The 24,327-nt window shown below is 28.5% G+C and carries 23 protein-coding genes, 1 pseudogene and 1 riboswitch; of the genes and pseudogenes, 17 read left to right on the forward strand and 7 right to left on the reverse strand.

The window, feature by feature from the left end; translation table 11 throughout:
• Window positions 1-101: 101 nt before the first annotated feature.
• Window positions 102-836: a sensor histidine kinase gene (locus tag EJL03_RS00075; RefSeq protein WP_164508958.1), complete on the reverse strand. Its 735-nt coding sequence runs from the start codon at window positions 834-836 to the stop codon at window positions 102-104.
• A gap of 239 nt (window positions 837-1,075) precedes the next feature.
• The gene (locus tag EJL03_RS00080; RefSeq protein ID WP_206427319.1) at window positions 1,076-1,777 is read right to left on the reverse strand and encodes a response regulator transcription factor; all 702 of its coding nucleotides are present in this window, start codon (window positions 1,775-1,777) and stop codon (window positions 1,076-1,078) included.
• Window positions 1,778-2,017: 240 nt separating this feature from the next.
• Between EJL03_RS00080 and EJL03_RS00085 the strand changes: the two genes are divergently transcribed.
• The 3 genes from EJL03_RS00085 to EJL03_RS00095 all read left to right on the forward strand — a co-directional run bounded on the left by EJL03_RS00085 (window position 2,018) and on the right by EJL03_RS00095 (window position 5,116).
• Window positions 2,018-3,169, forward strand: a complete 1,152-nt coding sequence (locus tag EJL03_RS00085) for a WD40/YVTN/BNR-like repeat-containing protein (RefSeq protein ID WP_125151936.1) — start codon at window positions 2,018-2,020, stop codon at window positions 3,167-3,169.
• A gap of 88 nt (window positions 3,170-3,257) precedes the next feature.
• On the forward strand, window positions 3,258-3,683 hold the full coding sequence (locus EJL03_RS00090) for a YaaR family protein (protein WP_125151937.1): 426 nt from the start codon (window positions 3,258-3,260) through the stop codon (window positions 3,681-3,683).
• A 98-nt stretch (window positions 3,684-3,781) separates the two neighbouring features.
• The gene (locus EJL03_RS00095) at window positions 3,782-5,116 is read left to right on the forward strand and encodes a chloride channel protein (RefSeq protein ID WP_125151938.1); all 1,335 of its coding nucleotides are present in this window, start codon (window positions 3,782-3,784) and stop codon (window positions 5,114-5,116) included.
• Between the two features lie 179 nt (window positions 5,117-5,295).
• Here the strand turns inward: EJL03_RS00095 and EJL03_RS00100 are convergent, their stop codons facing one another.
• A complete protein-coding gene (locus EJL03_RS00100; protein ID WP_243108563.1) occupies window positions 5,296-6,249 on the reverse strand; it encodes an alpha/beta hydrolase in 954 nt (317 codons plus the stop codon).
• Window positions 6,250-6,371: 122 nt separating this feature from the next.
• Between EJL03_RS00100 and EJL03_RS00105 the strand changes: the two genes are divergently transcribed.
• The gene (locus tag EJL03_RS00105) at window positions 6,372-8,117 is read left to right on the forward strand and encodes a sigma-54-dependent Fis family transcriptional regulator (protein WP_125151940.1); all 1,746 of its coding nucleotides are present in this window, start codon (window positions 6,372-6,374) and stop codon (window positions 8,115-8,117) included.
• A 119-nt stretch (window positions 8,118-8,236) separates the two neighbouring features.
• Here EJL03_RS00105 and EJL03_RS00110 read toward each other — a convergent pair whose 3' ends face one another.
• The 3 genes from EJL03_RS00110 to EJL03_RS00120 are packed head-to-tail and all read right to left on the reverse strand — an operon-like array spanning window position 8,237 to window position 10,829.
• Window positions 8,237-8,683, reverse strand: coding sequence for a DUF340 domain-containing protein (locus EJL03_RS00110; RefSeq protein ID WP_125151941.1), 447 nt, complete (start codon window positions 8,681-8,683; stop codon window positions 8,237-8,239).
• A 2-nt stretch (window positions 8,684-8,685) separates the two neighbouring features.
• Window positions 8,686-9,507, reverse strand: coding sequence for a DUF3100 domain-containing protein (locus EJL03_RS00115; protein WP_125151942.1), 822 nt, complete (start codon window positions 9,505-9,507; stop codon window positions 8,686-8,688).
• The gene (locus tag EJL03_RS00120) at window positions 9,507-10,829 is read right to left on the reverse strand and encodes an amidohydrolase (protein ID WP_125151943.1); all 1,323 of its coding nucleotides are present in this window, start codon (window positions 10,827-10,829) and stop codon (window positions 9,507-9,509) included. Before EJL03_RS00120 ends, EJL03_RS00115 begins: the two co-directional genes overlap by 1 nt.
• A gap of 241 nt (window positions 10,830-11,070) precedes the next feature.
• A riboswitch (FMN riboswitch) is annotated at window positions 11,071-11,184 on the forward strand.
• Between the two features lie 211 nt (window positions 11,185-11,395).
• Between EJL03_RS00120 and ribD the strand changes: the two genes are divergently transcribed.
• The 13 genes and pseudogenes from ribD (at window position 11,396) to EJL03_RS00180 (ending at window position 22,105) form a co-directional block, all read left to right on the forward strand.
• Window positions 11,396-12,490, forward strand: a complete 1,095-nt coding sequence (gene ribD, locus EJL03_RS00125; RefSeq protein ID WP_423243313.1) for a bifunctional diaminohydroxyphosphoribosylaminopyrimidine deaminase/5-amino-6-(5-phosphoribosylamino)uracil reductase RibD — start codon at window positions 11,396-11,398, stop codon at window positions 12,488-12,490.
• A gap of 48 nt (window positions 12,491-12,538) precedes the next feature.
• The gene (ribE, locus tag EJL03_RS00130) at window positions 12,539-13,183 is read left to right on the forward strand and encodes a riboflavin synthase (protein ID WP_125151945.1); all 645 of its coding nucleotides are present in this window, start codon (window positions 12,539-12,541) and stop codon (window positions 13,181-13,183) included.
• A gap of 45 nt (window positions 13,184-13,228) precedes the next feature.
• The gene (locus tag EJL03_RS00135; protein WP_125151946.1) at window positions 13,229-14,428 is read left to right on the forward strand and encodes a bifunctional 3,4-dihydroxy-2-butanone-4-phosphate synthase/GTP cyclohydrolase II; all 1,200 of its coding nucleotides are present in this window, start codon (window positions 13,229-13,231) and stop codon (window positions 14,426-14,428) included.
• 27 nt (window positions 14,429-14,455) lie between these two features.
• On the forward strand, window positions 14,456-14,920 hold the full coding sequence (gene ribH / locus EJL03_RS00140; protein WP_125151947.1) for a 6,7-dimethyl-8-ribityllumazine synthase: 465 nt from the start codon (window positions 14,456-14,458) through the stop codon (window positions 14,918-14,920).
• Window positions 14,921-15,075: 155 nt separating this feature from the next.
• Window positions 15,076-15,570, forward strand: coding sequence for an FMN-binding protein (locus EJL03_RS00145; RefSeq protein WP_125151948.1), 495 nt, complete (start codon window positions 15,076-15,078; stop codon window positions 15,568-15,570).
• 101 nt (window positions 15,571-15,671) lie between these two features.
• Window positions 15,672-16,694, forward strand: coding sequence for an RnfABCDGE type electron transport complex subunit G (locus EJL03_RS00150; protein WP_125151949.1), 1,023 nt, complete (start codon window positions 15,672-15,674; stop codon window positions 16,692-16,694).
• A gap of 238 nt (window positions 16,695-16,932) precedes the next feature.
• Complete coding sequence (locus tag EJL03_RS00155) at window positions 16,933-17,154, forward strand: hypothetical protein (RefSeq protein WP_125151950.1); 222 nt, start codon at window positions 16,933-16,935, stop codon at window positions 17,152-17,154.
• Window positions 17,155-17,506: 352 nt separating this feature from the next.
• A complete protein-coding gene (locus EJL03_RS16515) occupies window positions 17,507-17,629 on the forward strand; it encodes a hypothetical protein (RefSeq protein ID WP_279222040.1) in 123 nt (40 codons plus the stop codon).
• A gap of 225 nt (window positions 17,630-17,854) precedes the next feature.
• A complete protein-coding gene (ltrA, locus tag EJL03_RS00160; RefSeq protein ID WP_243108564.1) occupies window positions 17,855-19,687 on the forward strand; it encodes a group II intron reverse transcriptase/maturase in 1,833 nt (610 codons plus the stop codon).
• A gap of 138 nt (window positions 19,688-19,825) precedes the next feature.
• Window positions 19,826-20,218: pseudogene (locus EJL03_RS00165) on the forward strand (HD domain-containing protein); the annotation flags it as partial.
• Between the two features lie 346 nt (window positions 20,219-20,564).
• Entirely contained in the window at window positions 20,565-20,783 is a 219-nt protein-coding gene (locus EJL03_RS00170; protein WP_125151952.1) for a helix-turn-helix domain-containing protein, read from the forward strand.
• A gap of 134 nt (window positions 20,784-20,917) precedes the next feature.
• Complete coding sequence (locus EJL03_RS00175; protein WP_125151953.1) at window positions 20,918-21,436, forward strand: peptidylprolyl isomerase; 519 nt, start codon at window positions 20,918-20,920, stop codon at window positions 21,434-21,436.
• A 420-nt stretch (window positions 21,437-21,856) separates the two neighbouring features.
• Window positions 21,857-22,105 (forward strand): hypothetical protein, encoded by a 249-nt coding sequence (locus EJL03_RS00180; protein WP_243108566.1) that lies wholly within the window; start codon window positions 21,857-21,859, stop codon window positions 22,103-22,105.
• Between the two features lie 186 nt (window positions 22,106-22,291).
• Here the strand turns inward: EJL03_RS00180 and EJL03_RS00185 are convergent, their stop codons facing one another.
• Window positions 22,292-24,232 carry an NAD(+) synthase gene (locus tag EJL03_RS00185; protein WP_125151954.1) on the reverse strand — a complete coding sequence of 647 codons (1,941 nt, stop codon included), beginning with the start codon at window positions 24,230-24,232 and terminating at the stop codon, window positions 22,292-22,294.
• Window positions 24,233-24,327 lie beyond the last annotated feature (95 nt).

Here is a 24,327-nt window from a genome sequence, read left to right on the forward strand (position 1 = left end):
TTTTCATAAAAGATAGTTAATACTTATTTTATAATATAAATATTTACTGCTCTATCTAATAACGTTTCATTATTATTACATTTATGTAAGGAAGGGATTCCTTAAAATAAAACTTTTATACAAGTACCTTTACCTATCTCTGACTGTACCTGAAGTTTAAGATTCAATTTATTACAAACTTCTTTTACTATATAAAGACCTACCCCTGTAGATTCTCCGAATTTGCGTCCATTTTCACCAGTATAAAAGGGTTCAAATATTCTTTTTATATCACATTTAGGAATACCTATTCCCTCATCACATACTTGTAGTATAATCTTATTATTTTTTTCGTAGGAAGAAATAAATATTTTAGAGTTCTCCCTATTAGAGTATTTAATTGAGTTAGTTAAAAATTGTTTCAATATAAATTTTAACCATTTTGTATCACAATTTATTTTATGATTATTTTTAAGTTCTACCTTAGGATATACTCTTTTTCTTATAAATAGGCGCTTTAAATCGTTAATTACCTCATAGATAAGAGAGTTTAAATCTATAGGTTCAATGTGAAAGTCATTTTCAAAAGTATCCATCCTAGCTAAGTATAATGCAGTGTTTAATCCCTCATTCAGTTTTTCTACTTCCGTTTTTATATTATTAAGATTATTAAAATCACCATCTTGAATAATAAGCTGAATTACAGATAAGGGGGTTTTCATCTGATGAACCCATTGATTTATAAAAGTAAGATGTTCTTTTTGCTTACTTATATATTTTTGTAATTGGTTTTGATAAACAGTATATTGCTTTTTTAAAAATATATCTAATTTTATACCAATAGGGGAAGTACCCATTTGCAGAAGGCAGTCTTCAGGGGAATCTATTTTCCTGTCTAAGTTTTCATACATATTTTTATTTATTATATATCTATAAATGAGAAAACATATCAGTAAAAACAGACTTAAGAAAATAAAATAAAAAATATTTTCTTTAGAGCTAAAGCCACCTATATTATAATAAATTAATGGTAGAATTAATAAATTAAATATATATAAAAGTATGAAGGGCATATGTTCTAGTATAAATAATTTCATTAATCATTCCCCCAAGTTATATTTAACCTATAACCAAATCCACGAACGGTTTCAATAGCATTTTTAATTTTTAATTCTTCTAATCTTTTTCTTGCTCGAGTGACATTAACATTTAAAGTATTATCTTCTACAAAATTTTCATCATCCCACAATGATTCAAGAAGAACTTCCCTGTCTACTGTTTTAGGATATTTATTTATAAGAGTTTCTATTAAAACTGCTTCTTTCTTTGATAAAATAATAGTTTTGTCTTTAAATTTAAGTTCGGGTCTTTCAGGATAGAGTGTTAAACCTTCTAAATTTAACACTCTTTCTTTTGTATTTGGTGAATATAAACCATAATTTCGTCTAAGCTGGCTTTTAATTTTAGCAATAACTACATCATAATAAAAAGGTTTTGTTATATAGTCGTCTGCACCAGTTTCAATTGCCATGACTTGTTCCATTTCACCTAAACGAGCAGAGATAAATATTATAGGACATGTGGATACTCTCCTTATTTTCCTACACCAGTAAAATCCATCGAATTTAGGAAGATTTAAATCCATTAAAACCACGTGAGGCTTTTCTTTTTCAAATACTTCTAAAATATTATTAAAGTTTTCTGTTTTAACTGTAGTATATCCGTATTTCTCTATATGAGAACTTAGTAAATTAGCAATATTTTTATCGTCTTCAACAATCATAATTTTATAGTACATTTTAACTACCCTCTTTCTTATGTATTAACAGTATGATATAGCAACATTATTTTATATTATAGTATTTGTCAATAAGTATTTCCTATTGGAATTAATATAAACTAATTATATTAAATTTTATTGAATATGCAAAAATTATTAAAGTACGAAAATACAGTGGTGAGTGTATATATGGATAAAAAACTAATAAATGGAAATAATTATTATTGATATATTAATTAGGAGGAGATATAAAGTAATATGAAAAGGTTATATAGTTTTTGGATTATATTAATATTGTGTATATTGTCAATGTGTTTTGTAATATATAAAAATAATAATGAATATAGTTATGTTTTTAATGAAAAAGGAGCGGAACAATATAATTTTTTAGATATTAAAATGTTAGATAGTTATTCGGGATGGGCTATAGCAAAAGAAGGTATATTAAAAACTGATTCTGGAATAAAAAAGTGGAATAATGTTAATGACAATAAAAATATAAAAAAAGAAATAAAAGATGGAGGATTATGTTACAAATTTTTCAATAAAGATGTTGGAGTATTAGCCTATAAAAAAGATAATAAAATAGTTACTTATAAAACCGCAAATGGAGGTAAAATTTGGAGAAAATATAATTTGTATTTGGATAACCATTGGAATAAATTGGATTTTGATATTAATATAGACATAGTGGATAAAGAAAATATATTTATTATTTTGGTGAATAATTCAAATTATTTAGAGATAGAAAAGTGCATTTTTAAGTCAGAAGGAAGTATTTTTAAATGGACAAGAATTTTTCCTAAATTAAAAGATAATAAAAGTGAAGTAATGAAGTATTCAAATAAATTTAGTATTTTTACAGGTGTAAGTTATACCAATTCTAAAGTAGCTTGGTATGGAGTAAAAACCTATGGTAATCAAGATCCATTTATATATAAAACAGAAGATGGAGGAGAAAATTGGAATGTCCAATCATTGAGTATTCCACCTCAATACAAAAATTTAAAAGATTTAAATATAAATACTTATCCTCCGGTTTTTTATAAAGAGAATGGATATTTACCAGTAGAATATGTTCTTAATAAAAAAGTGTCACTTTGGGTATATAAGAGCAAAGATGGAGGAAAATGTTGGTTACCAGTTCTTCCTATAGATATGGAGTCAGGAATAGAATTAAAATATGGCTTGGATAATAATGGTATCTTATGGGTTCTAGATAATTCAGGTAATAAAATATATAGATTGCTTAATAATGAAACCAATGTACATCAAATATGGAGTGAAGTAAATCTTAAGGATAAAAGTATTCAATTTGTAGAAGGCAGTAAGGGATATACACTTATTCAAAATAAAATATATTTTACTAAGGACAAAGGAATAACATGGGAAAGTATAGGAGAAAAATAGTAAAAATTCAATGCTTTTTGGAGAATTTTAATATATAATAATTCTAAGGGAATATATTATATAAATACTGCATTGAGAGGTGATAGATTTGGAAATATCTAGGGTAGGCAATACTTCACCAGTAGTAACAAGTGATAATAAGACTATAAGCAATAAAAAGGATTTTTCACAGAGTTTTAATTTTGCAAGAGAAAGAAAATCTGAAGAACAATTAAAAAAAATGTTTGAAGATATAAGGAAAAAGGGAGAAAGGCTTGCTACAACAAAATGCTATGCGGATGTAGCTTCCTATAAAAGAATGATAAAAGATTATTTAAAATCAGTTTTAACCTATATGTATAATATTAAAAAAGATATTAGCTTTTGGCAAACACAGTATTTTATAACAGTAGATACTATAGATGAGAAATTAGAAGAGCTAACACAAATGCTTATAAAAGATCAAAAGGATAATTTAGATGTGGCAAGCACCATAGATGAAATAACAGGATTAATAGTAGATATTTATAAATAATATTAAATGGAGGCAGTATAGGAGATAATTTTACTATACTGTTTTATTTTTTTTTGAATAAAAATTAAATTTTTGTTAATATAAAGTAGGGTGGTTTTATGAAAAAATTGATTAAAAAAGATATTTTAGAAGAATATGTATTAGTAGCTAGTATGATTAAATGGATATTTTTAGCCGCTATTATAGGATTAGTAGTAGGGATGGCCACATCTGGGTTCATAAAAATAGTTAGTTTAGCTTGTAGTGTTACTCATAAATATAAATACTATTATTTAATAATGCCGTTGGCATTTTTTTTGAGTAGTTTAATAGTAATAAAATTAGCACCGGATGCTAAAGGTCATGGTACTGAAAAAGCAATAGAAGCTGTAAATAAAAAAGCAGGGAAAATGGATATAAAAGTAGTACCTGTAAAACTATTAAGTACAATACTTACTATAATGTTTGGAGGATCAGTAGGAATGGAAGGGCCTGCAACCCAAATAGGAGCAGGGATATCATCACAAATAGGAAAAATACTTAAACTTAATGAATCTGGTAGAAAAAGAATAGTTGTTTGTGGGATTGCCTCTGGATTTGTAGGCGTATTTGGAGCTCCCGTAGGAGCTGCTATATTTTCAGCAGAAGTTTTGTATGTAGGACAATTTGCATATCTTGCATTATTTCCGTCTTTAGTAGCATCATTTGTAAGTTTTTTTGTGGGAAGAGCTTTAAAAACAAAGCCTTTAATAAGCTATTTTATTGATATGAAGCAATTTAGTACAGAAATAATGTTTTTGCGAATGGTTTGTTTTGGATTAATAATAGGCATAATTGCAATGATTTTTATAAGGATTGTAAATTTTATAGAGGAGATATTTAAAAAAGTTAATATATATACTCCTATTAAAGGTATAATAGGAGGTATTGTTTTAATTTTAATAGTTATATTAACTGGTACTACAGATTACTTAGGTATAGGGGAAGAAGTCATAGAAAAAACTGTAATGGGACAAGGAGTAAATAAACTAGCCTTTTTCTGGAAGACACTAACTACTTCCATAACGTTAGGATCAGGGGGGAGTGGTGGAATACTTACACCTATGTTATATGTAGGGGCCACTTTGGGAAGTACATGGGCGCATATTGTTAATGGCAGTCAAACTTTTTATTCTGCTGTAGGAATGGTTTCTTTTATGGCTACCTGTGCCAATACTCCTATAGCCGGAATTGTTATGTGTATGGAGCTTTTTGGATCTGAAGTTGGTATGTATGCAGCTATAGTTTGTGTTATAAGTTATTTAATAGTTGGGCATAAAAGCATTTATCCAACCCAAATATTAATAAAACCGAAAACTATGTCATTATCAATAAATACAGAATGTGAAATAAGAACGTCAGATGAAAAGTTTATTATTAAAAATAATGTATTAAAAAAAATCATAAGGAAATAGCTTTTTAATACTTAATATGTATTTTATATAGAATAATATTTTACATAGATAAATTACTATAGGAAATATGGGATATGTTTAAATGTTATTATAGTAATAACTTTAAATATTGATGTAATTTAAAGTTATATATAAAGATTAGGATTTTAATAAAGCCCTGATCTTTATATATAAATATATTATTTAATTATACCTATATTGAAAAATTTTTCTACTTTTTCAATATAGATCCCCTTATTCTTTATATAAGATTGAGCATGTTTTGCATTAGCACATATATATATAGCCTTTTGCCCTTTTTTTTCATTATATAACTCATAAGCCATATTTGTTGGAATAAATTCATCTTTGTTACCATGTATAAACATAATGGGGGTGGACACATTTTTTATAGATTCTTTTGGGGATATAGAATAAAGAGAAAAGCCGGATTTGTATAGTGATATTATATTAGTATAGAATAAAACTATATTAGCAATAAGGGGAGTTTTAATTCCTAGTTTAGAGGATGCCTCTCTTTCATATATCTTTTTTAAATTTGAGTAAGAACAGTCGGATACATAAAAACTTACTAACTTGTCTTTTTCATTTATTTTAGAATGCAGTAAAGCTGTAGCCCCACCTAGAGATTCGCCATGTACCCCTATAGTTCCATTGGGAACTTTATTATTCACCCATTTTACACAGCTATCTAAATCGTAACGTTCATAGTAGCCTAAAGATATATCTTCTCCACCACTTTTACCATGATATCTAGAATCGTATATAAATGTATTAAATCCAAGTTTTAAATACATATCTGCATATTTTAAAGAGTTTATTCTACTTCCCATAAAGCCATGTACAATGATTACAGTTTTATTAGTGTTTTTACTATTTTTAAAGTAGGTACCATAAAGTTTATAACCATATTTTGAGTTTATACAAACTTCTTCTTTATGAAGTTTAATCAAATTATTATAGTCAAGAAAATATTTATTTTCTTCTAATTTATTTAAATTTTTATCAATAGAAATTTTGCATACACCATTATATAATAGATTAGCTGCATAAAGAGAAGGTATGCTTATTATACTAACTAATATTATTAAAATTAATGAAATAGTTCCTATAAGTATTTTTTTCTTTTTCACTTTGTCACCTCTAATAAAGATTACTATCTATAAATTATATAATGATAAGATTTTTTTTTCTACTATAAATGCTATATAATTAAATACAAGTAGTAGATAATAATAAAAAAGGAGTTATACCTATGATAGATAAGATTCAAAATTATTTACAAGAAATTGCAGAAACATTAAAAGCCATAGTTGATATAGATATAACTATAATGAATAAGAATTTAAAAAGAATAGCTGGTACAGGAAAATTAAAGGAAAAAATAGGATCTCAGGGACCCCGAAATTCAGTGTTTGAAAAATGTATTCTTACAGGGAAAAGTTATTTTATTACTAATCCAGTGAATTGTAGAGAGTGCTTAAATTGTGAAATAAATAGGAATTGTACAGAAAAGGCAGAAGTATGTTTCCCTATAATTATAGATGGGAAAGTTGAAGGTCTCATTGGGATGATTGCTTTTTCAGAAAAGCAAAAAGAAATTTTTTTAAAAAAACAGGAAAGTTATAAAGACTTTGATAAAAGAATGAGTGAACTTATTTCATCTAAAATTAAAGAAAATGCATTTTTAAACAGATTAAAATATAAATCTATGGAGCTTTTGACAGTAATAGATTCCGTAGATGAAGGCATTATAATAATAGACAAAAATAATATTATATTGTCTGTAAACAAGTATATAAAAAATAGACTAAAAAGAACTGATATAGTAGGAAAAAATATAAATAATTTATTATCCAAAATTGCAATAGATAAATTTACTAAAACATGCTATGTACTTGATGATGAGGAAGTTAATATAACAATTGATAGGAATAAATATAGATTTTTAATGTCCATGGTGCCTATACATTTGGAAGGAGAAATAGAAAGTGCGGTTATAACTTTAAAAGATTTTAATAAACTTCAAAGGTCTGTTTTTAAGATTAGTGAAAGTGGAGATAAATTTACTTTTAATGATATGATAGGAAAAAGCACTTCTTTTTTACAGGTAAAAAATCAGGCAAAACATATAGCCAAAAGTAATGCTGCCGTATTACTTTTAGGTGAGAGTGGAACAGGAAAAGAATTATTTGCAAGAGCTATTCATGCAGAAAGCAATAAAAGAGATGAAATATTTATGCCTATAAATTGTGGAGCTATACCAGAAAATTTAATGGAAAGTGAATTATTTGGATATGAAAAAGGGGCTTTTACTGGAGCTAATGTTTCTGGTAAAATTGGTAAGTTTGAAATTGGTAAAAATGGGACTGTATTTTTAGATGAAATAGGAGATTTACCTCTACATTTGCAGGTAAAACTTTTAAGAGTTTTAGAAGAGAAAGAAATTATAAGAGTTGGTGGAATAACTCCCATAAAGATGCACTGTAGAATAATTGCTGCTACCAATAAAAATTTATTAGATATGGTTAAAAAAGGGCAATTTAGAGAGGACTTATTTTATAGGTTAAATGTTATTCCAATACATATTCCTCCACTTAGAGATAGAGATATAGATGTATTAAATTTAGCCTACTACTTTTTACAAAGATACAATGGCATATATGATAAAAACATTGAAGGTTTTACAAAAGATGCGGAGGAAATTCTTGTAGGGTATTCTTTCCCTGGGAATGTAAGGGAATTGCAAAATATTATTGAGTATGCCATTAACTTTGCTCAAAATAGTTTAATTGATAAAAGTCTTATAAGTAAAAGAATGTCAAATAGAAATAAAAATATAGATACTAATATGACATTAAAAGAACTTGTATCACAATTTGAAAAAGAAGTTATAAATAAATTTATAAAACAATATGGTAGTAGTACAGAGTCTAAAAAAATAATAGCAAAAAAATTGGGTATAGGTACTGCTACTCTTTATAGAAAAATAGATGACTAAATAAAATTTTTTATAAAACTATATATTACTAACATAAGTGTATAAACTTTTGTAAGTTTACTATACATTAAATAAAAATAGCCCTATCATAGGGCTATTTTTATTTAATTATTACTTATTTATATTTGATGAATAGATTTTAATATTAATTGAGCTATTAGAGCGGAACCTAAATAAGTTCCTACAAATACAACTATAGATAGAACTATTATTCTCCAACCAGATTTTTTAAAGCTATCTAAATCTTTACCTATTGAAAGACCTACATATCCTAATATAGGTGTTGTAAGGGATAGGAAATCAACTTTAGCAATATAACTTGAAATTATTTCAGAGTAAGGAATTCCAGGATAGGTTACGATACAACCTAGAGTAACTATATATGCTACAGCTGGAATTTTACCAGGCATAATTTTAGTTAAAAGTATACCTCCAATGGCTATTAAAACAAGTATTAACATTCCAGGTAAAGCTTCTAAAATGTTATGTTTAGCTCCTACCATATTTCCAACAAGTGAAAGTAATGCTATTAGAATTAATATAAAAATAGAATTCTTAAGTTTCATTTTTAGACCTCCTCAGAAGGGTTTGAATTTTTAGTAGCAACTTTTTTAGGTTCTACCCCATATTTTAACTTATATGATCTTTTGTATAACCATTCTGTTAAAGGTAAGGAAATCCAAAGGGACATATAGAGCCCATCTAATCCTGACAACATGTTACTTGCAGCACCAAAGGCAGCTAAAGTGTCACTCATATCAGGAAACATAGCACTTAAAGATCCTACACAAGCGGTCATCATACTAGCACTACCAACTCCGGAAGCCATAGCAAGTGCATATGGATGGATAGGTAGATAAGCAGCACAAAAACTTGCAAGTAATCCAAAGAAAACAGTACCAAATACAGTACCACAGATATATACTCCCATAACACCTTGACCTTCTTCACCATCAAGACCATAAACATCACTTATTAAAGCAATATTAGGTTCACGAGCTATTGAATGAGCTGCACCAATAGTTTCTCTTTTAAGACCAAGAAATACTGCAAGTGGAACTCCTAAAAATACAGTACCTATGTTACCAAACTCTTGTAATATTAAAGCAGGACTGGATTTTATAATTTTTGGCAAAGTAGGGCCAATCATTGTACCATATCTAGCCATTAAAAGCATTAATGAAATAGTAATAAGAGTGCCTGCATCTTTCATATCTTTATCATTTACTACTTTTAAAAATTTAGGTGTTAGTAATACTCCTAAAATAAGTGCATAAAGCATTGGTAAAAGCACAATAGTTCCTGGACCTACATTATATTTTAATACACCTATAAGTTCTGAAATTATAACAAGTATAAGTACGATTATATGATTTTTCCAGTTTTTCATTATTGCATCTTCCTTTCAAAGCAATTTTCTAAAAACTTTATATATTCTTCTTTGCTTTCAAAAGTAGGTTTATAATCACTAATAACTTCAGCTGCCTTTTTTCCATCTTTATATAAAAGATCAATTACAGTCATAGCCATTAATTTAGCAGGCAATATACATGCAGCGTTATAATCTTCTACTTTGAAATCTTTTGTGTGTAGAGCACCAGAAACTCCGCCTACAAATGGATGAATAGAAGGAATTAAATTGGATACGTCTCCCATATCTGTAGAGGCTGCAAAGTGACCTGCACCTATAACAGAATCTTTTGGTAATAGCTGCTTACTATTATTTTCAAAGATTTTATTTAAAGGTTTAGAACATTTTAAAGGAAGATGTCCTGGGATAGTATTTATAATTGTTTTTGTTCCCATGGCAAATCCACCGCCAAGTAAAGCTCTATCTACTTTTTCATTAGTACTTTTCATAGCATCAACGTTCTTAGCACGAACATAGCTTTCCATTCTTACATCAGAGGGAACACTATTTACTGTATCTCCGCCTTTTGTAATTATAGGATGTACTCTTATAGAGTCTTCATCTCTAAAGGATTCTCTTAATGCATTTATTCCCATAATACCTAGCGTAGCGGCGTTTAAAGCATTTACTCCTTTGTCAGGAGCCTCTGCTGCATGAGCAGCTTTACCTATATACTGAATTGTTTTACCAAGAAAACCATTGCTTGTTTCTCCAATAGCAATAGTTGGTTTAGGTGAGTTTTTCTGTGAATGCATCATCATTGCGATGTCCACATCGTCAAAAGCACCTATATATATAAGTTCTTGTTTTCCTGCTAAAAAGTGTATTTTTCCTTCTTCTTTTAATTTTTGTCTATATTCAATTTCTATAAATTCTTCGGCTGGTACTGCCATAAAAGATACGTTTCCACTTAAGTGGGTTTCAATTCCAGATAATTTAAGACCTAAAGCAGCACCTACCATGGTTGCTATTTGAAGGTTATGTCCACAGGTATGAGAGGCACCAGTTTCTTTATTTGCATCTAAACTATCAAAGCAAATAACTCCATCTAGTTCACCAAGTATGGCTACATTTACACCTTCACAATTTTTCTTTAGTTTAGCTTTTACACCAGTTAAAGCTAATTTGTTTTCATAAGATAAATTTAGTTTTTGAAAAAAATGACATACTTTTTCTGCTGTTTTTTCTTCTTTAAAACCTAATTCAGGTGTTGATTTAATATCTTTGGCAAAAGATATTAATTTTTCTGCATTATCATCTATAGTTTTGCATACTAGAGATTTTAATTCGTCTACTGTCATTATTATCTCTCCCTTAATTTTGCTAAATATATACTTGTCCCTTTTCCGAATACAGATGTTTTCTAAAAAAAGACTATCTATATTTTATTATGTGTTTTAAAAACTGTCAACAGAATTATTGGAAATTAGTGAATTAGTTCATTTTATGATATATTATGTCGTAAAAAATATAATTGACAACCCATTAAAAAAGTGATAATCTGATTTTAGATTTATAAAAAATAATTTAAATTGAATATAATTATTCCTTCAGGGTTTGGTGAAATTCCATACCGGCGGTAAAGCCCGCCAGCCGAAAGGCAGATCTGGTGAAATTCCAGGGCCGACAGTATAGTCTGGATGAAAGAAGGTAGAGTATATTAAGCTTATAAATATGTAAGATTATATAGTTTTTTTGTTATATAATTTTTTAACATAAGTTTTGTTTAATATATTATTATGTAAGTTTTTTAAACCCTGAAATTAGTTTCAGGGTTTTTTTATTTATCAATATATCCATTATTTAGTAATGTTAATTAAAATGAATTGGTCATAAAATTAAGAGAAAGGTAAGGAGATGAGTGGATTTGCATGAAAATTATATGCGAAGGTGTATAAAACTTGCCCAAAATGGTATTGGGAAAGTAAATCCAAACCCATTAGTAGGAGCTTTGATAGTTAAAGATGGGCAAGTTTTAGGAGAGGGATATCATGAGTATTTTGGTGGGAATCATGCAGAGATAAATGCTTTTAAAAATTGTAATACTTCTGTAGAGAAAGCTACATTATATGTTACTTTAGAACCTTGCTCACATTATGGAAAAACTCCTCCATGTGTAGATGTGATTATTGAAAAAGGGATAAAAAAGGTTGTAATTGGAATGATGGATCCTAATCCATTAGTATCAGGTAGTGGAATAAAAATACTTAAGAATAATGGAATAGAAGTTATTACTGGAATAATGGAAAAAGAGGTTAAAAAGCTAAATGAAGTTTTTATTAAATATATAAAAGAAAAGCTACCATTTTGTATGATAAAAACAGCTATGACTTTAGATGGCAAGATTGCTACATATAAAGGGGACTCTAAATGGATAACTAATGAAAAATCAAGAGCTTTTGTTCATGAAATTAGAAATAAATATTCAGCTATAATGGTTGGCATAGGTACTGTAATAAAAGATAATCCTAGTTTAACTACTAGGTTGAAAGGTAATAATTTAAGAAATCCCATAAGAATAATCGTAGATAGTAATGGTAGAATTCCTTTAAACTCAAGGATTCTACAGGAAGAAGGAAAAAATATAGTAGTGTTAACAGAAAACGCCCACTCTGAAAAAATAAACATGTTAAAAGAAAAAGGAGTTGATATAGTAATAACCCCAAATAAACATGGGAAAGTTGATTTAACAAGTTTAATGAGAATTTTAGGGGCAAGGGGCATAGATAGCGTACTTATAGAAGGAGGTGGAACGTTAAATTATTCTTGCTTAAAAGAGAATATTGTGGATAAAATTAACATATTTATTGCCCCAAAAATTATAGGAGGAAAGGAGGCAAAAACTCCTGTAGAAGGTGAGGGCATTGAAGGTATTAAAGATTCTATAAATTTAATAAATGTGAACATAATAAAATTTGATGAAGATATTTTAATAGAAGCGGATTTAAATTATGGTAATTAATTGTTATAAAGTATTGATGTTTAATTATTTAAAAAGGATGGGGATAATTTGTTTACAGGTATAATAGAAGAAATAGGAGTCATTGAAAACATATATATATCTGAAAATTCAGAAAAAATTATAATTAAATGTAAAAAGATTTTAGAAGATATAAAACTTGGGGACAGTATATGTACTAATGGAGTATGTCTTACTGTAACTGAATTTAAAAGTAGTAATTTTACTGTGGATATAATGCCAGAGACTAGAAAAAGAACTAGCCTTAGCCAACTAAAGGTAGGAAGTAAGGTGAATTTAGAAAGGGCTTTGAAGGCATCTCATAGATTTGGAGGACATATAGTAACTGGACATATAGATGGGGTGGGAATAATAAAAACATTTAAAGATGACCAAAATGCTATATGGATTTCAATTGAAGCTAATGAGAGCATTCTTAAATATATTGTAGAAAAGGGTTCAATTGCTATAGATGGTGTAAGCTTAACTGTAGCATATGTAGACAATAAAATTTTTAAAGTTTCAGTAATTCCACATACAAAAGAGCAAACGATACTTATAAATAAAAGTATAGGACATAAGGTGAATTTAGAATGTGACGTAATAGGTAAATATGTGGAAAAGCTATTAAAAGTAAAGGAAATTAATAAAAAAACTGTTATAGATATGGAGTTTTTAATGGAAAATGGATTTTAGTATAAATTATTTAATACAAAAATACTAATGAAAGGGTGAATATAAATGATTAAATTTAATTCTATAGAAGAAGCAATAAAAGATATTAAACAAGGAAAAATGGTAGTAGTAGTGGATGATGAAGACAGAGAAAATGAGGGAGATCTAATAGTAGCAGCTGAAAAAATTACACCGGAGATAATAAACTTTATGGCTAAATTTGGAAGAGGTCTTATATGTATGCCTATTGTAGGAGAAAGACTTAAAGAACTTAATATAAATCAAATGGTAGATAAAAATACAGATAATAATGGAACAGCTTTTACTGTTTCTATAGATTCTAAAGAAAGTACTACAGGAATATCAGCTTATGAAAGAGCTGCTACTGTAAAAAAAGTTTTGTGTCCCAAAGCCATAGAAAAAGATTTCAAAAGACCTGGTCATATATTTCCATTAGAGGCTAGGAAAGGCGGAGTTTTAAAGAGAGCAGGACATACAGAAGCAGCTGTGGATTTAGCTACTCTTGCAGGTCTTTATCCTGCAGGGGTAATATGTGAAATTATGAATGAGGATGGAACTATGGCTAGGGTAGCACAACTTAATGAGTATGTGAAAGAACACAATTTAAAAATTATAACTATAGCAGATCTTATAAATTATAGAAGAACTAAGGAGTCTTTAATAGAGAGAGTAGTTGAAGCTAATATGCCAACTAAGTATGGAGAATTTAAAATAATTGGATATATAAATAAGTTAAATGGAGAACATCATGTAGCTTTGATAAAAGGAAATATAGATGCTAAAAATCCAGTGTTAGTAAGAGTTCACTCTGAGTGTTTAACAGGTGATGCACTAGGTTCTATAAGATGTGATTGTGGTGATCAATATGATGCTGCAATGAAAGCAATAAGCAAGGAGAAAAGAGGAATTCTTGTATATATGAGACAAGAGGGAAGGGGAATAGGTCTCATAAATAAGTTGAAAGCCTATAATCTTCAAGATAAAGGCATGGATACTGTAGAGGCAAATATTGCTTTAGGATTTCCACCGGATTTAAGGGATTATGGTATAGGAGCACAAATACTTGCAGATTTAGGGGTAAAGGAAATAAAACTTATGACAAACAACCCTAAGAAGGTATCGGGTCTTTCAGGCTATGGGATAGAGATTGTAGATAGAGTGCCATTACAAATATTTAATCATGAAGAAAGTGAATTTTATTTAAAAACTAAAAGGGAAAAGATGGGACATATATTAAGTTTATAATATTAAGAATGTATAGGAGGATTATGTATGAAGCATTATGAAGGGAAATTGATTGCAGAGGGTTTAAAATTTGGAGTAGTTATAGCAAGGTTTAATGAATTTATTGGCAGTAAATTATTAAGTGGAGCTTTAGATGGATTAAAAAGACATGGTGTAAATGAAGAAAATATAGAAATTGCATGGGTTCCAGGAGCTTTTGAAATACCGTTAATAGCTAAAAAGATGTCTAAGTCAAAAAAATATGATGGAATTATTTGTTTGGGTGCAGTTATAAGAGGAGCCACTTCACATTATGATTTCGTAGCAGGGGAGGTTGCTAAGGGCATTGCTAAGGTCACACTGGACGAAGAAGTTCCAATAGTATTTGGGGTACTTACTACAGAAAATATTGAACAGGCTATTGAAAGAGCTGGTACTAAAGCGGGGAATAAAGGTTATGAGGCGGCTATTTCAGCTATAGAAATGGCAAATTTAATAAATAAAATGGAATAATGAATAAGTTTATAACGTAAATATTAAGGAAGAGATTTTTTCTCTTCCTTAATATTTTATATACTTACAATGTGAGAAAAAAAGTGTATTGACACTGTTTAAATTATATATTAACATGAAAATGATAATCAATAACAATTAAAGGGGGATTTTTTATGAAAAAAATTTCAGGTATAGTTCTATGTATAGCTATGACAATGACACTATTTGCTGGATGCGCATCATCTAATGATGGTAATAAGGGAGCAAAGGATAGTAAAGAAACAAAAACAATAACATATAAGGACGGTAAATATAAAGCTTCTTATGATAAGGCTGATAGTCATGGCTGGAAAGCTTTTGTAGAATTAGAAGTAAAGAATGGTAAAATCTCAGCAGTAGACTTTGACTATTTAAGTAAAGATAATAAGAGAAAGACAGAAGATAGAAACTATAATGAGACTATGAAAAAATCAAAATCTAAAACTAGTCCAAAAGAATTTTGTCCTAAGTTAGAAAAAAATCTAGTTGAAAAGCAAGACTTAAACAAGGTAGATGGAGTTTCTGGAGCTACTAGTTCTGTAGAAAATTTTAAGGCTTTAGCTAAAGCTGCTTTAGAAAATGCGTCAAAAGGTGAAACAAAAGAGACAATAGTACCATTAAAAGAATAATAAAATTTAATTTAAAATAAATACAAAGGGCTTTTAGGAGATAAAAGCCCTTTATTTAAAATTTTAATCTTAATGAAAAACAAAACAGGAGGGATAAATGATTGTTAAATAAAGGTGTAAAAGGTACTTTAGTTTTATTTTTAATAACATCTATTTGTGCTTTAATTTTATCTATAACCCATAGTGCTACTAAGGATATAATAGTTTTTAGAGAAAAGATGGAGAGTTTACAATTGGATATGATATTTCCTCATAGAAGGGCAGATAATGTAAAGGAATTATCTAAAGGTATGGCAGAGGATTCTATTATAAGTGCTTTATATGAGGTTTATGGAGGCAAGGATTTAATTGGTCATGCTATAATGGTTGTATCCAAAGGCATGGGTGGACCAATGAAGATGACTGTAGGAGTATCAAAAGAAGGGAAAATTTCTGGAATAAAGGTTTCATCTCACTCTGAAACCCCTGGTATAGGGGACATTGTTGAAAAACAAAGCTTTATAGATAGATTTAAAAATATATCTATAAAAGAAGGACTAAAATTGGTAAAAACATCTCCTAATAATGGGAATGAAATAGAAGCAGTCACAGGAGCTACTATTACCTCTGCTGCAGTAACATCAGGAGTAAATGAGGCTATAAAATTTTATAAAAATCATGTGTTAGGGGAAGAAACAAAAAAAGAAAGTAAGGAGATAGTTCCTAATTCTTTAATAGAAGGTGGAGATGCTTTTAGGGATATAAAAGTTAATCTTAAAGATAATATAAAGGAAGTAAAGGGAATTTGTAAAGAGAATAAACTTTTAGGATACTCAATAATTGCATATGGTAAGGGGATGGATGAAATAGAAGTATTAGTAACCATATCCTTAAAAAATAAGATTACAGATATAAAAGTATTAAAGCAAAATGAAACTGAAGGATTAGGAGATGCTATAATGGAGGAGGAGTTTACATCTAAATTTAAAAACAGGAGCATTGATACACCTTTTAAAGTAGTGAATAGGCCTTCAAAATTAAACAGTGAAATAGAAGGTATATCCGGAGCTACTATAAGTAGTGATGGAGTAGTAAAAGGTATAAATGAGGCTATAAGTTTTTATAAAGAAATATTAATTAAATAAATGTAGATAAATTATGTATAGTATAATATAACTACAGTTGTATATATTTTTTTATATGACACAAAATATATATTGGCTATTTAGATAAAATATTATAGTATTCAAGGAGGAAAAGTTTATGGCTAAAAAAGGAATGAAGAGACCTGCACCAAATGAAGCTCCAACTTATGAAACTAAAAAAAGAAATAAAAACCAACAACCTGTTCCAGAGACTAAAAAGTAATTAAGGAAGATTAGTATGAAAAGCAAAAGAGAACTTTTTATAGAGTTTGATAAACATCTTATGGAGGATATAAAACCTTCTAATTATTTTAATAGTATAATAGATGAAAATATTATGGACGTTTCTCCATTTTATTTATTAAAGGATTTAGTGAGGACAGATCAAAATCTAAAACATCATCCAGAAGGTTCTGTATGGAATCATACTATGATGGTAGTGCGACTTGTTGCTAATTGAAAAGATTAGCCTAATTAACTGATTAAATTCAGGGATTAGAACTATTATTGCGAGAAATCAAATGAAAGGGTAACGCCTTGAAGGGTTTCCACTGATACTCCAAATAGCGTTTTAATGAGTAAACATTAAAGGGTTATAAGCTTGGTGAAGACGATTGAGAGCCACCGTAAGTAGATGAGATACATTTCCTACACGAAATGCGAACTAGAGGTAGTCGAGTGGTGATAGGTCGGGTGTCTATAAAATGTCTATGGTTAGGATGTTATTAAGTAACTGACGAATTTGGGAATGTAAGAGCCTAGACATAGTATACTTAGAAATGGGTATAACACAAAAAGTGTGGTAAGTGTGGATGAGTAAAATTTGCCGTTATGAAAATCCATATAGTGTTACAGGCACTATCAAGCTTACAGGCTCATACCAAAAACCTAAAGATATATGCACAGATAGCAATAATGGAACAAGGGAAATCTAGAATATGGAGGATTTACTTCCGATGAAGTAGTGATAAGGAAAAGAGATAGTCTATAACTTATCTTAATCTAGATGAAAGTGGTGGCATGAAGCTAAGAAGTTTCTGTAATGGAAGCGGAGCAATAGCCACTAGACTAATTGTTGTTTGAAAATTGAATAGATGAATAGATTCAAGGTTCGGGTACGATTAAGAGATGTGAAACTTCATTAAGGAGGATTAACAGACTTGAAGGAAAGCTTATTAAAGAAGAAACAAAAACTAAGAAATAATGAATACTATAATATGCAGGATTTGTTCGACAACCTTCACAGCAAAGCAAGAAGAAATTATAAATTTACTGATTTAATGAAATACATCGCATCAGAAAATAATATATTACTTGCATATAGAAATATTAAGAGAAATGATGGTTCAGTAACGGTAGGAACTGATGGATTAAATGTAAACTACTTTGAAAAAATGGATAGTGATTACTTTGTGAAATTGATACAAAGAAAATTACAGAATTATCACCCTAAAAGTGTTAGGAGAGTAGAAATCCCTAAAAACGACGGTACTGGTAGAACCAGACCATTAGGAATACCTTGTATAGAAGATAGAATAATACAACAATGTATTAAACAAGTGTTAGAGCCAATATGCGAAGCCAAATTCCACAAACATAGTTATGGTTTCAGACCAAATAGGTCAACAAACCATGCTATAGCAAGATGTAACTACTTAATGTGGAAAAGTAACTTACATTATGTTGTAGACATAGACATAAAAAGTTTCTTTGATAATGTAAATCATGCCAAGTTAAAGAAGCAAATATGGAATATGGGAATACAAGATAAAAATCTAATAAGTATAATCGGTAAAACACTAAAGTCAGAAATAGAAGGAGAAGGAATACCAACAAAAGGTACACCACAAGGTGGTATTATCAGTCCATTATTATCAAATATAGTTCTTAATGAATTAGATTGGTGGATAAGCTCCCAATGGGAAACATATAAAACTAAATACAAATTCAACAAAGACTGTAATAGATATACTAGTATTAAAAAATCTAATCTTAAAGAAATATGGATTGTAAGATATGCAGATGATTTCAAGATATTTTGCAGAAATTATGGAGTAGCACAGAAGATATACAATGCTACAAGGTTATGGCTCAAGGAAAGATTAGACCTAGATATCAGTACAGAGAAATCCAGAATCACTAATTTGCGAAAAAACTACACAGAATTTTTAGGCATCAAACTCAAAGTGGTAACTAAAAATAATAGATATATATGTAATAGCAGAATGAGTGATAAATCCAAAAAACGAACCATCAAAAAACTTAAAGAACAAACAAAGAAAATTAAGAATAAGACAACACCTCAAGAAGTCAACAAACTAAACGCCATAATATTAGGGAGTCACAACTACTATAAGATGGCAACTCAAGTAAATCTTGACTTCTCCGAGATTAATTTCTTAGTTACAAGAACCTTATATAACAGATTGAAGAATGTTATGAAAAAAGAACATAAAACATCCAAAGCTTACCAAAAATTATATGGAGAATACAATGGTAAAAAATATACAATATCAGAAACTACAATATTCCCCATATATGGAGTTAAAACCAAATCTCCTATGAATTTTACCCAAGTAATAAATAATTATACAATAGAGGGTAGAAAACTTATACATGAAAAATTAGGAGGAAATCTAAATAAACTTATTGAATATGCTCTAACAAACACAAGTGAATATAACTCTACTGAATATAATGATAATAGAGTTTCACTTATAGCTGGTCAAAAAGGTAAATGTGGAATAACAGGCGAATGTCTTAAAATAGGAAATATGGAATGTCATCATAAAATACCTAAACACTTAGGTGGAACAGATGAATACAAAAACCTAATTTGGGTATGCACAGATGTACATAAACTAATCCATGCTACAGTAGAAGACACCGTTAATAAGTATTTGGATAAGTTGGAATTGGATGATAAAGGTTTGAAAAGGTTAAATTCTTTAAGAAAGTTAGTAGGAAATTCATATATTCAAATAGCAAGTTAAATAAAGTAAAACACAATTAGTTGGAACGCTGTATGCGATGAAAGTCGCACGTACAGTGTGAATGGGGGGAAAACTTGAAGATAATTTCAAAGAGTTACCTATCCATATATAGATAAAGCTGCTAGTAAAAAGAATCTAAGTAAAAATTCAAGATGTTTCATGTGGGCAGCACTACTACACGATATTGGAAAAGCTCCAACAACGAAGATTAGGAAAAGTAAAATAACTTCTTATGATCATGATAAAATTGGAAAAAAACTTACAGAACAATTTTTGAAAGAATTAAATTGTGATGATGAGTTTATAAAGAATGTGGCTGTTCTTGTTAGATGGCACATGCAACCATTATTTATTTCAAAAGATATGCCTTTTTCGGATATTAGAAACATGACAAGAGAAGTTTCCCTAGAGGAGATTGCTCTGCTATCAATATGTGATAGACTTGGAAGGGGAGAGATGTCAGAATATAAAATCAAGGAAGAAAAAAAGAGTATAGAACTATTTTTAAAAAAAGTAAATAAAGATAAATGAGATTTGTATATGAGAGTTAATTAAAGTGTAAAAAATTAACTCTCATTTTTTTTATAATATTATAAAACGTATTTAATATAATTAATTAAAGGACGTTTTAAAAAATAGAGTACAAACAGTAAAAAACGAACAATAAGAGTTTTTGAATTATAATCAAACTTAATGGTAAGTATAATTTATCTAAATAACATAATAATATTCAAAAAAATTATAAAGACTATATTATTTTAAGTAAAAAGATGATATAATTATAACAAAAGCTAATATATATATAACCTTGTGACAGGCAGCGGTGTTTATTTTTATAAGTTAAGACCACCATAAAACTTTATAAGGGGGATTTTATATGTTGGATGGAAAGAAAATAAGGGAGTATAGATTAAAGTTAGGATACACTGCTTCAGATGTTGAAAAACTTACTCAAAATACCCAGTACCCAACTTGTATATCAAAATCCTATTTAGAGGAGCTAGAAAGGGGAGATAAAAAGAACCCAAGTTTTCAAAAGGTAGTAGTATTAGCAAATATATTATGCTGTAAGTTAGATGATTTAGTAGTACACTAATGATTATATATAAAAAATATGTTTATAAGATAGGATTTCCATTTGGAAATCCTATAGTTTTTTAGTTTTTTATTGTAAATTACATATACTAATAATATAATATGTTTTGTATTAATTAAAAAGGAGAGAGGTAAATGAAAAATCCAATAGTTACTATAGTTATGGATAATAATGAGGTATTGAGGGCTGAATTATATCCTGAAATTGCGCCAAATACAGTTAATAATTTTATAAGTCTTATTAAAAAGGGATATTATAATGGACTAACTTTTCATAGAATTATAAAAGGCTTTGTAATTCAAGGAGGATGTCCTGAGGGAAATGGTACAGGAGGTCCTGGATATTCAATAAAGGGCGAATTTAAATTAAATAAAGTAGAAAATAATTTAATACATACAAAAGGAGTACTCTCTATGGCAAGGGCTGGTCATCCAGATTCAGCTGGAAGTCAGTTTTTTATAATGGTTGGAGATGCTCCACATCTAGATGGTCAATATGCAGGTTTTGGAAAGATAATTGAAGGACTTGATATAGCTTTAGATATAGCAAGAATTCCTACGGATTATATGGATAGACCCGTAGAGCCACAGATAATGAAGGAAGTTACTGTTGAAACTTTTGGGAAAGAGTATTCAGATCCAGAAACTGTATAAAAGTGATATTTTTAATAGACTATTTCAAATTTTTGAAATGGTCTATTGTATTTAAAAAACTATTTATTATTTAGATATAGTATAAATATACTTAATAAAAATTAGATAAATATAAGATATTTTATTTAATTATAAACGAGGAATTATATACAAATATGAGACCTTTAACAAGTGTATAAAATGATGTAGAAATATTAGATACTAAAGAGTAATAAATTTTATATTTACAAATTATGATATATATATTATAATATATAAGTTAAACGAAAAATATAAAGAAAGGTTCAAAAAGGTTAGAAGGTTATTGTAGTTATTGATTTTAATAAATATAAAAATTCAATTGGAAAATTAAGTAATGTAGAGGTAAGGACATGGTATATTTATCATGACAATAATATTGTTAACAAAATAGATAAATCATTGTCAATAAAAGAACAAGCTGTAAAGGCGCATTCTTTAAGAAATAAGTATAGAATGCAGGCCAGGAAGCTGATGAAAGATAGAGAGTTAGCTGAATATTTGGATGTAAATAATTCTAATTTACCCTTTGAATATTATGAAAATAAATATTTTCAACAAGGCTATACTGGAAATTTTCTTTATAAAAAAATACTAGACTCATCAACTAGGTCAAATATATTGGTTAATAAAAAATTAGGAATAATGTAAATTTATTTATAGATATAGATTTAATATGATAAATAATTTTATTTGAAAAAGTGAACCATATGTTGAATATTTAAATTCATCATGTGGCTTTTGTCATTTTACAGAGATATTAAATTTGAAAATTATTTATGAAATATTAGGCTGCTAAAATTTTATAGTCAGCCTAATACTTTATAAATTTATTCCTTAGTCTAAAAATAATTTAAAACTTGCATCAGATGGCATTTTAAAGTCTCCTCTTGGCGAAAGGCTTATGGTACCAACTTTTGGACCATCTGGTATGGCGGAACGTTTAAATTGTTGTGTAAAAAATCTTTTTATAAAAAGATTAAGCCAATTTTTTATTGTGGATTCCTCATAGTCCTTATTGAAAGCATAGTTTGCAAGAAATAAAATTTTTTCAGGCGATGTACCTTTTATAAAATGATATAGGAAGAAATCATGTAGTTCATATGGTCCTACTATATCTTCGGTTTTTTGAGAAATATTTCCTTTTGTATCTGTTGGAAGAAGTTCTGGGCTTACAGGAGTATTTAAAATATCAATTAATATATTAGATGTAATTTTATCTACTTCATTTTCTGCTACATATCTAACTAGATATCTTACTAATGTTTTAGGTATAGAACAATTTACCGAGTACATGGACATGTGATCTCCATTGTATGTACACCAACCAAGAGCCAATTCAGATAAATCTCCTGTTCCGATAACAAGGCCACCTTCTTTATTTGCTATGTCCATAAGAATTTGGGTTCGTTCTCTTGCCTGAACGTTTTCATATGTTACATCATGAATTTTAGGGTCATGGCCTATATCCTGAAAATGTTGGAGACAGGATTTTACTATATTTATTTCTCTTAAGTCAGTTCCACAACTTTTACATAAGTCTATGGCATTATTATAGGTTCTATCAGTGGTTCCAAAGCCTGGCATAGTGATAGTGGTTATATTTTTTCTATGTATTTTTAGCATATCAAAGGTTTTAATTATTACAAGTAATGCTAAGGTAGAATCAAGGCCCCCAGATATACCAACTACAGCTTTTTTTAGTCCTGTATGAGTTAGTCTTTTAGCAAGAGCAGCGCTTTGAATATTAAATATTTCTTTGCAGCGTTCCTTTCTCATATTTTCTTTAGAAGGCACAAAAGGATGCTTTTCAATATATTTATCAAATTCTATATTAGATAAATCTTTAAAAGTAAAATTAATTTCTCTTATTTGTATAGGACAAAATTTAGAATTATCTCTAAAGCTTATGTTTTTTAATCTTTCTCGATTTAATTTATCTACATCTATAGTGGAATTTATAATTTGATTTTCTCTTTGAAATCTATTATTTTCTTTTAACATACTTCCATTTTCACAAATTAGTAAATGACCACTAAACAAAAGATCGGAGGAAGATTCAAGCACACCAGAGGATGAGTATATGTAAGAACACAGGCATTTGGCACTTTGAGAATTAACTAGATTTCTTCTATAATTAGCTTTACTTACTATTTCATTCGATGCAGAAAGATTTCCTATAATATTTGCTCCACTTAATGCTAAATAACTACTAGGAGGAATGGTTACCCAAGCATCCTCACAGATTTCAAATGCAAATTTAAATATTTTACTTGAAAATATTAAGTCTGTTCCAAAAGGAATATTATCTTGAAATTCCAAATTAATGGTTTTATTCACAACTCCAAGACCCTCTGAAAACCATCTTTTCTCATAAAATTCCGTATAATTAGGGATATAACTTTTAGGAACTATTCCAAGTATATTTCCATCATAAATAATAAATGCACAATTATACAATGAATTGTTGTAGTTTAAGGGTGCTCCTACAGCAACTAATATATCTTTCCCTACTAAATAATTACATAAATCCTTTATAGCAGATATTGAAGATTTAAGGATTTCAGTATTTAAAAATAAATCACCACAGGTATAGGAAGTTATACAAAGTTCTGGAAATACTACTAACTTAGATTTTTTATCTAAGCTCATTTGTATACACTTTTTTATATTTTTAATATTAAATTCTATATCTGCTACATTGGTTAAAGGACATGCAGCGGAAACATTTATAAATTCGTAAGAGGAATTAAAATGTTTGCTTAAAAAATTAGTCATAGAATAAGACCTCCAATAAAATATTATTTAATTTTAATTATTAAGTAATGTGTATAAATTGTCAATTTATAATTAGAATAAAATACCTTAGCTAA

The organism is Clostridium rectalis, from assembly GCF_900626095.1.
GTDB lineage: Bacteria > Bacillota > Clostridia > Clostridiales > Clostridiaceae > Clostridium_AS > Clostridium_AS rectalis.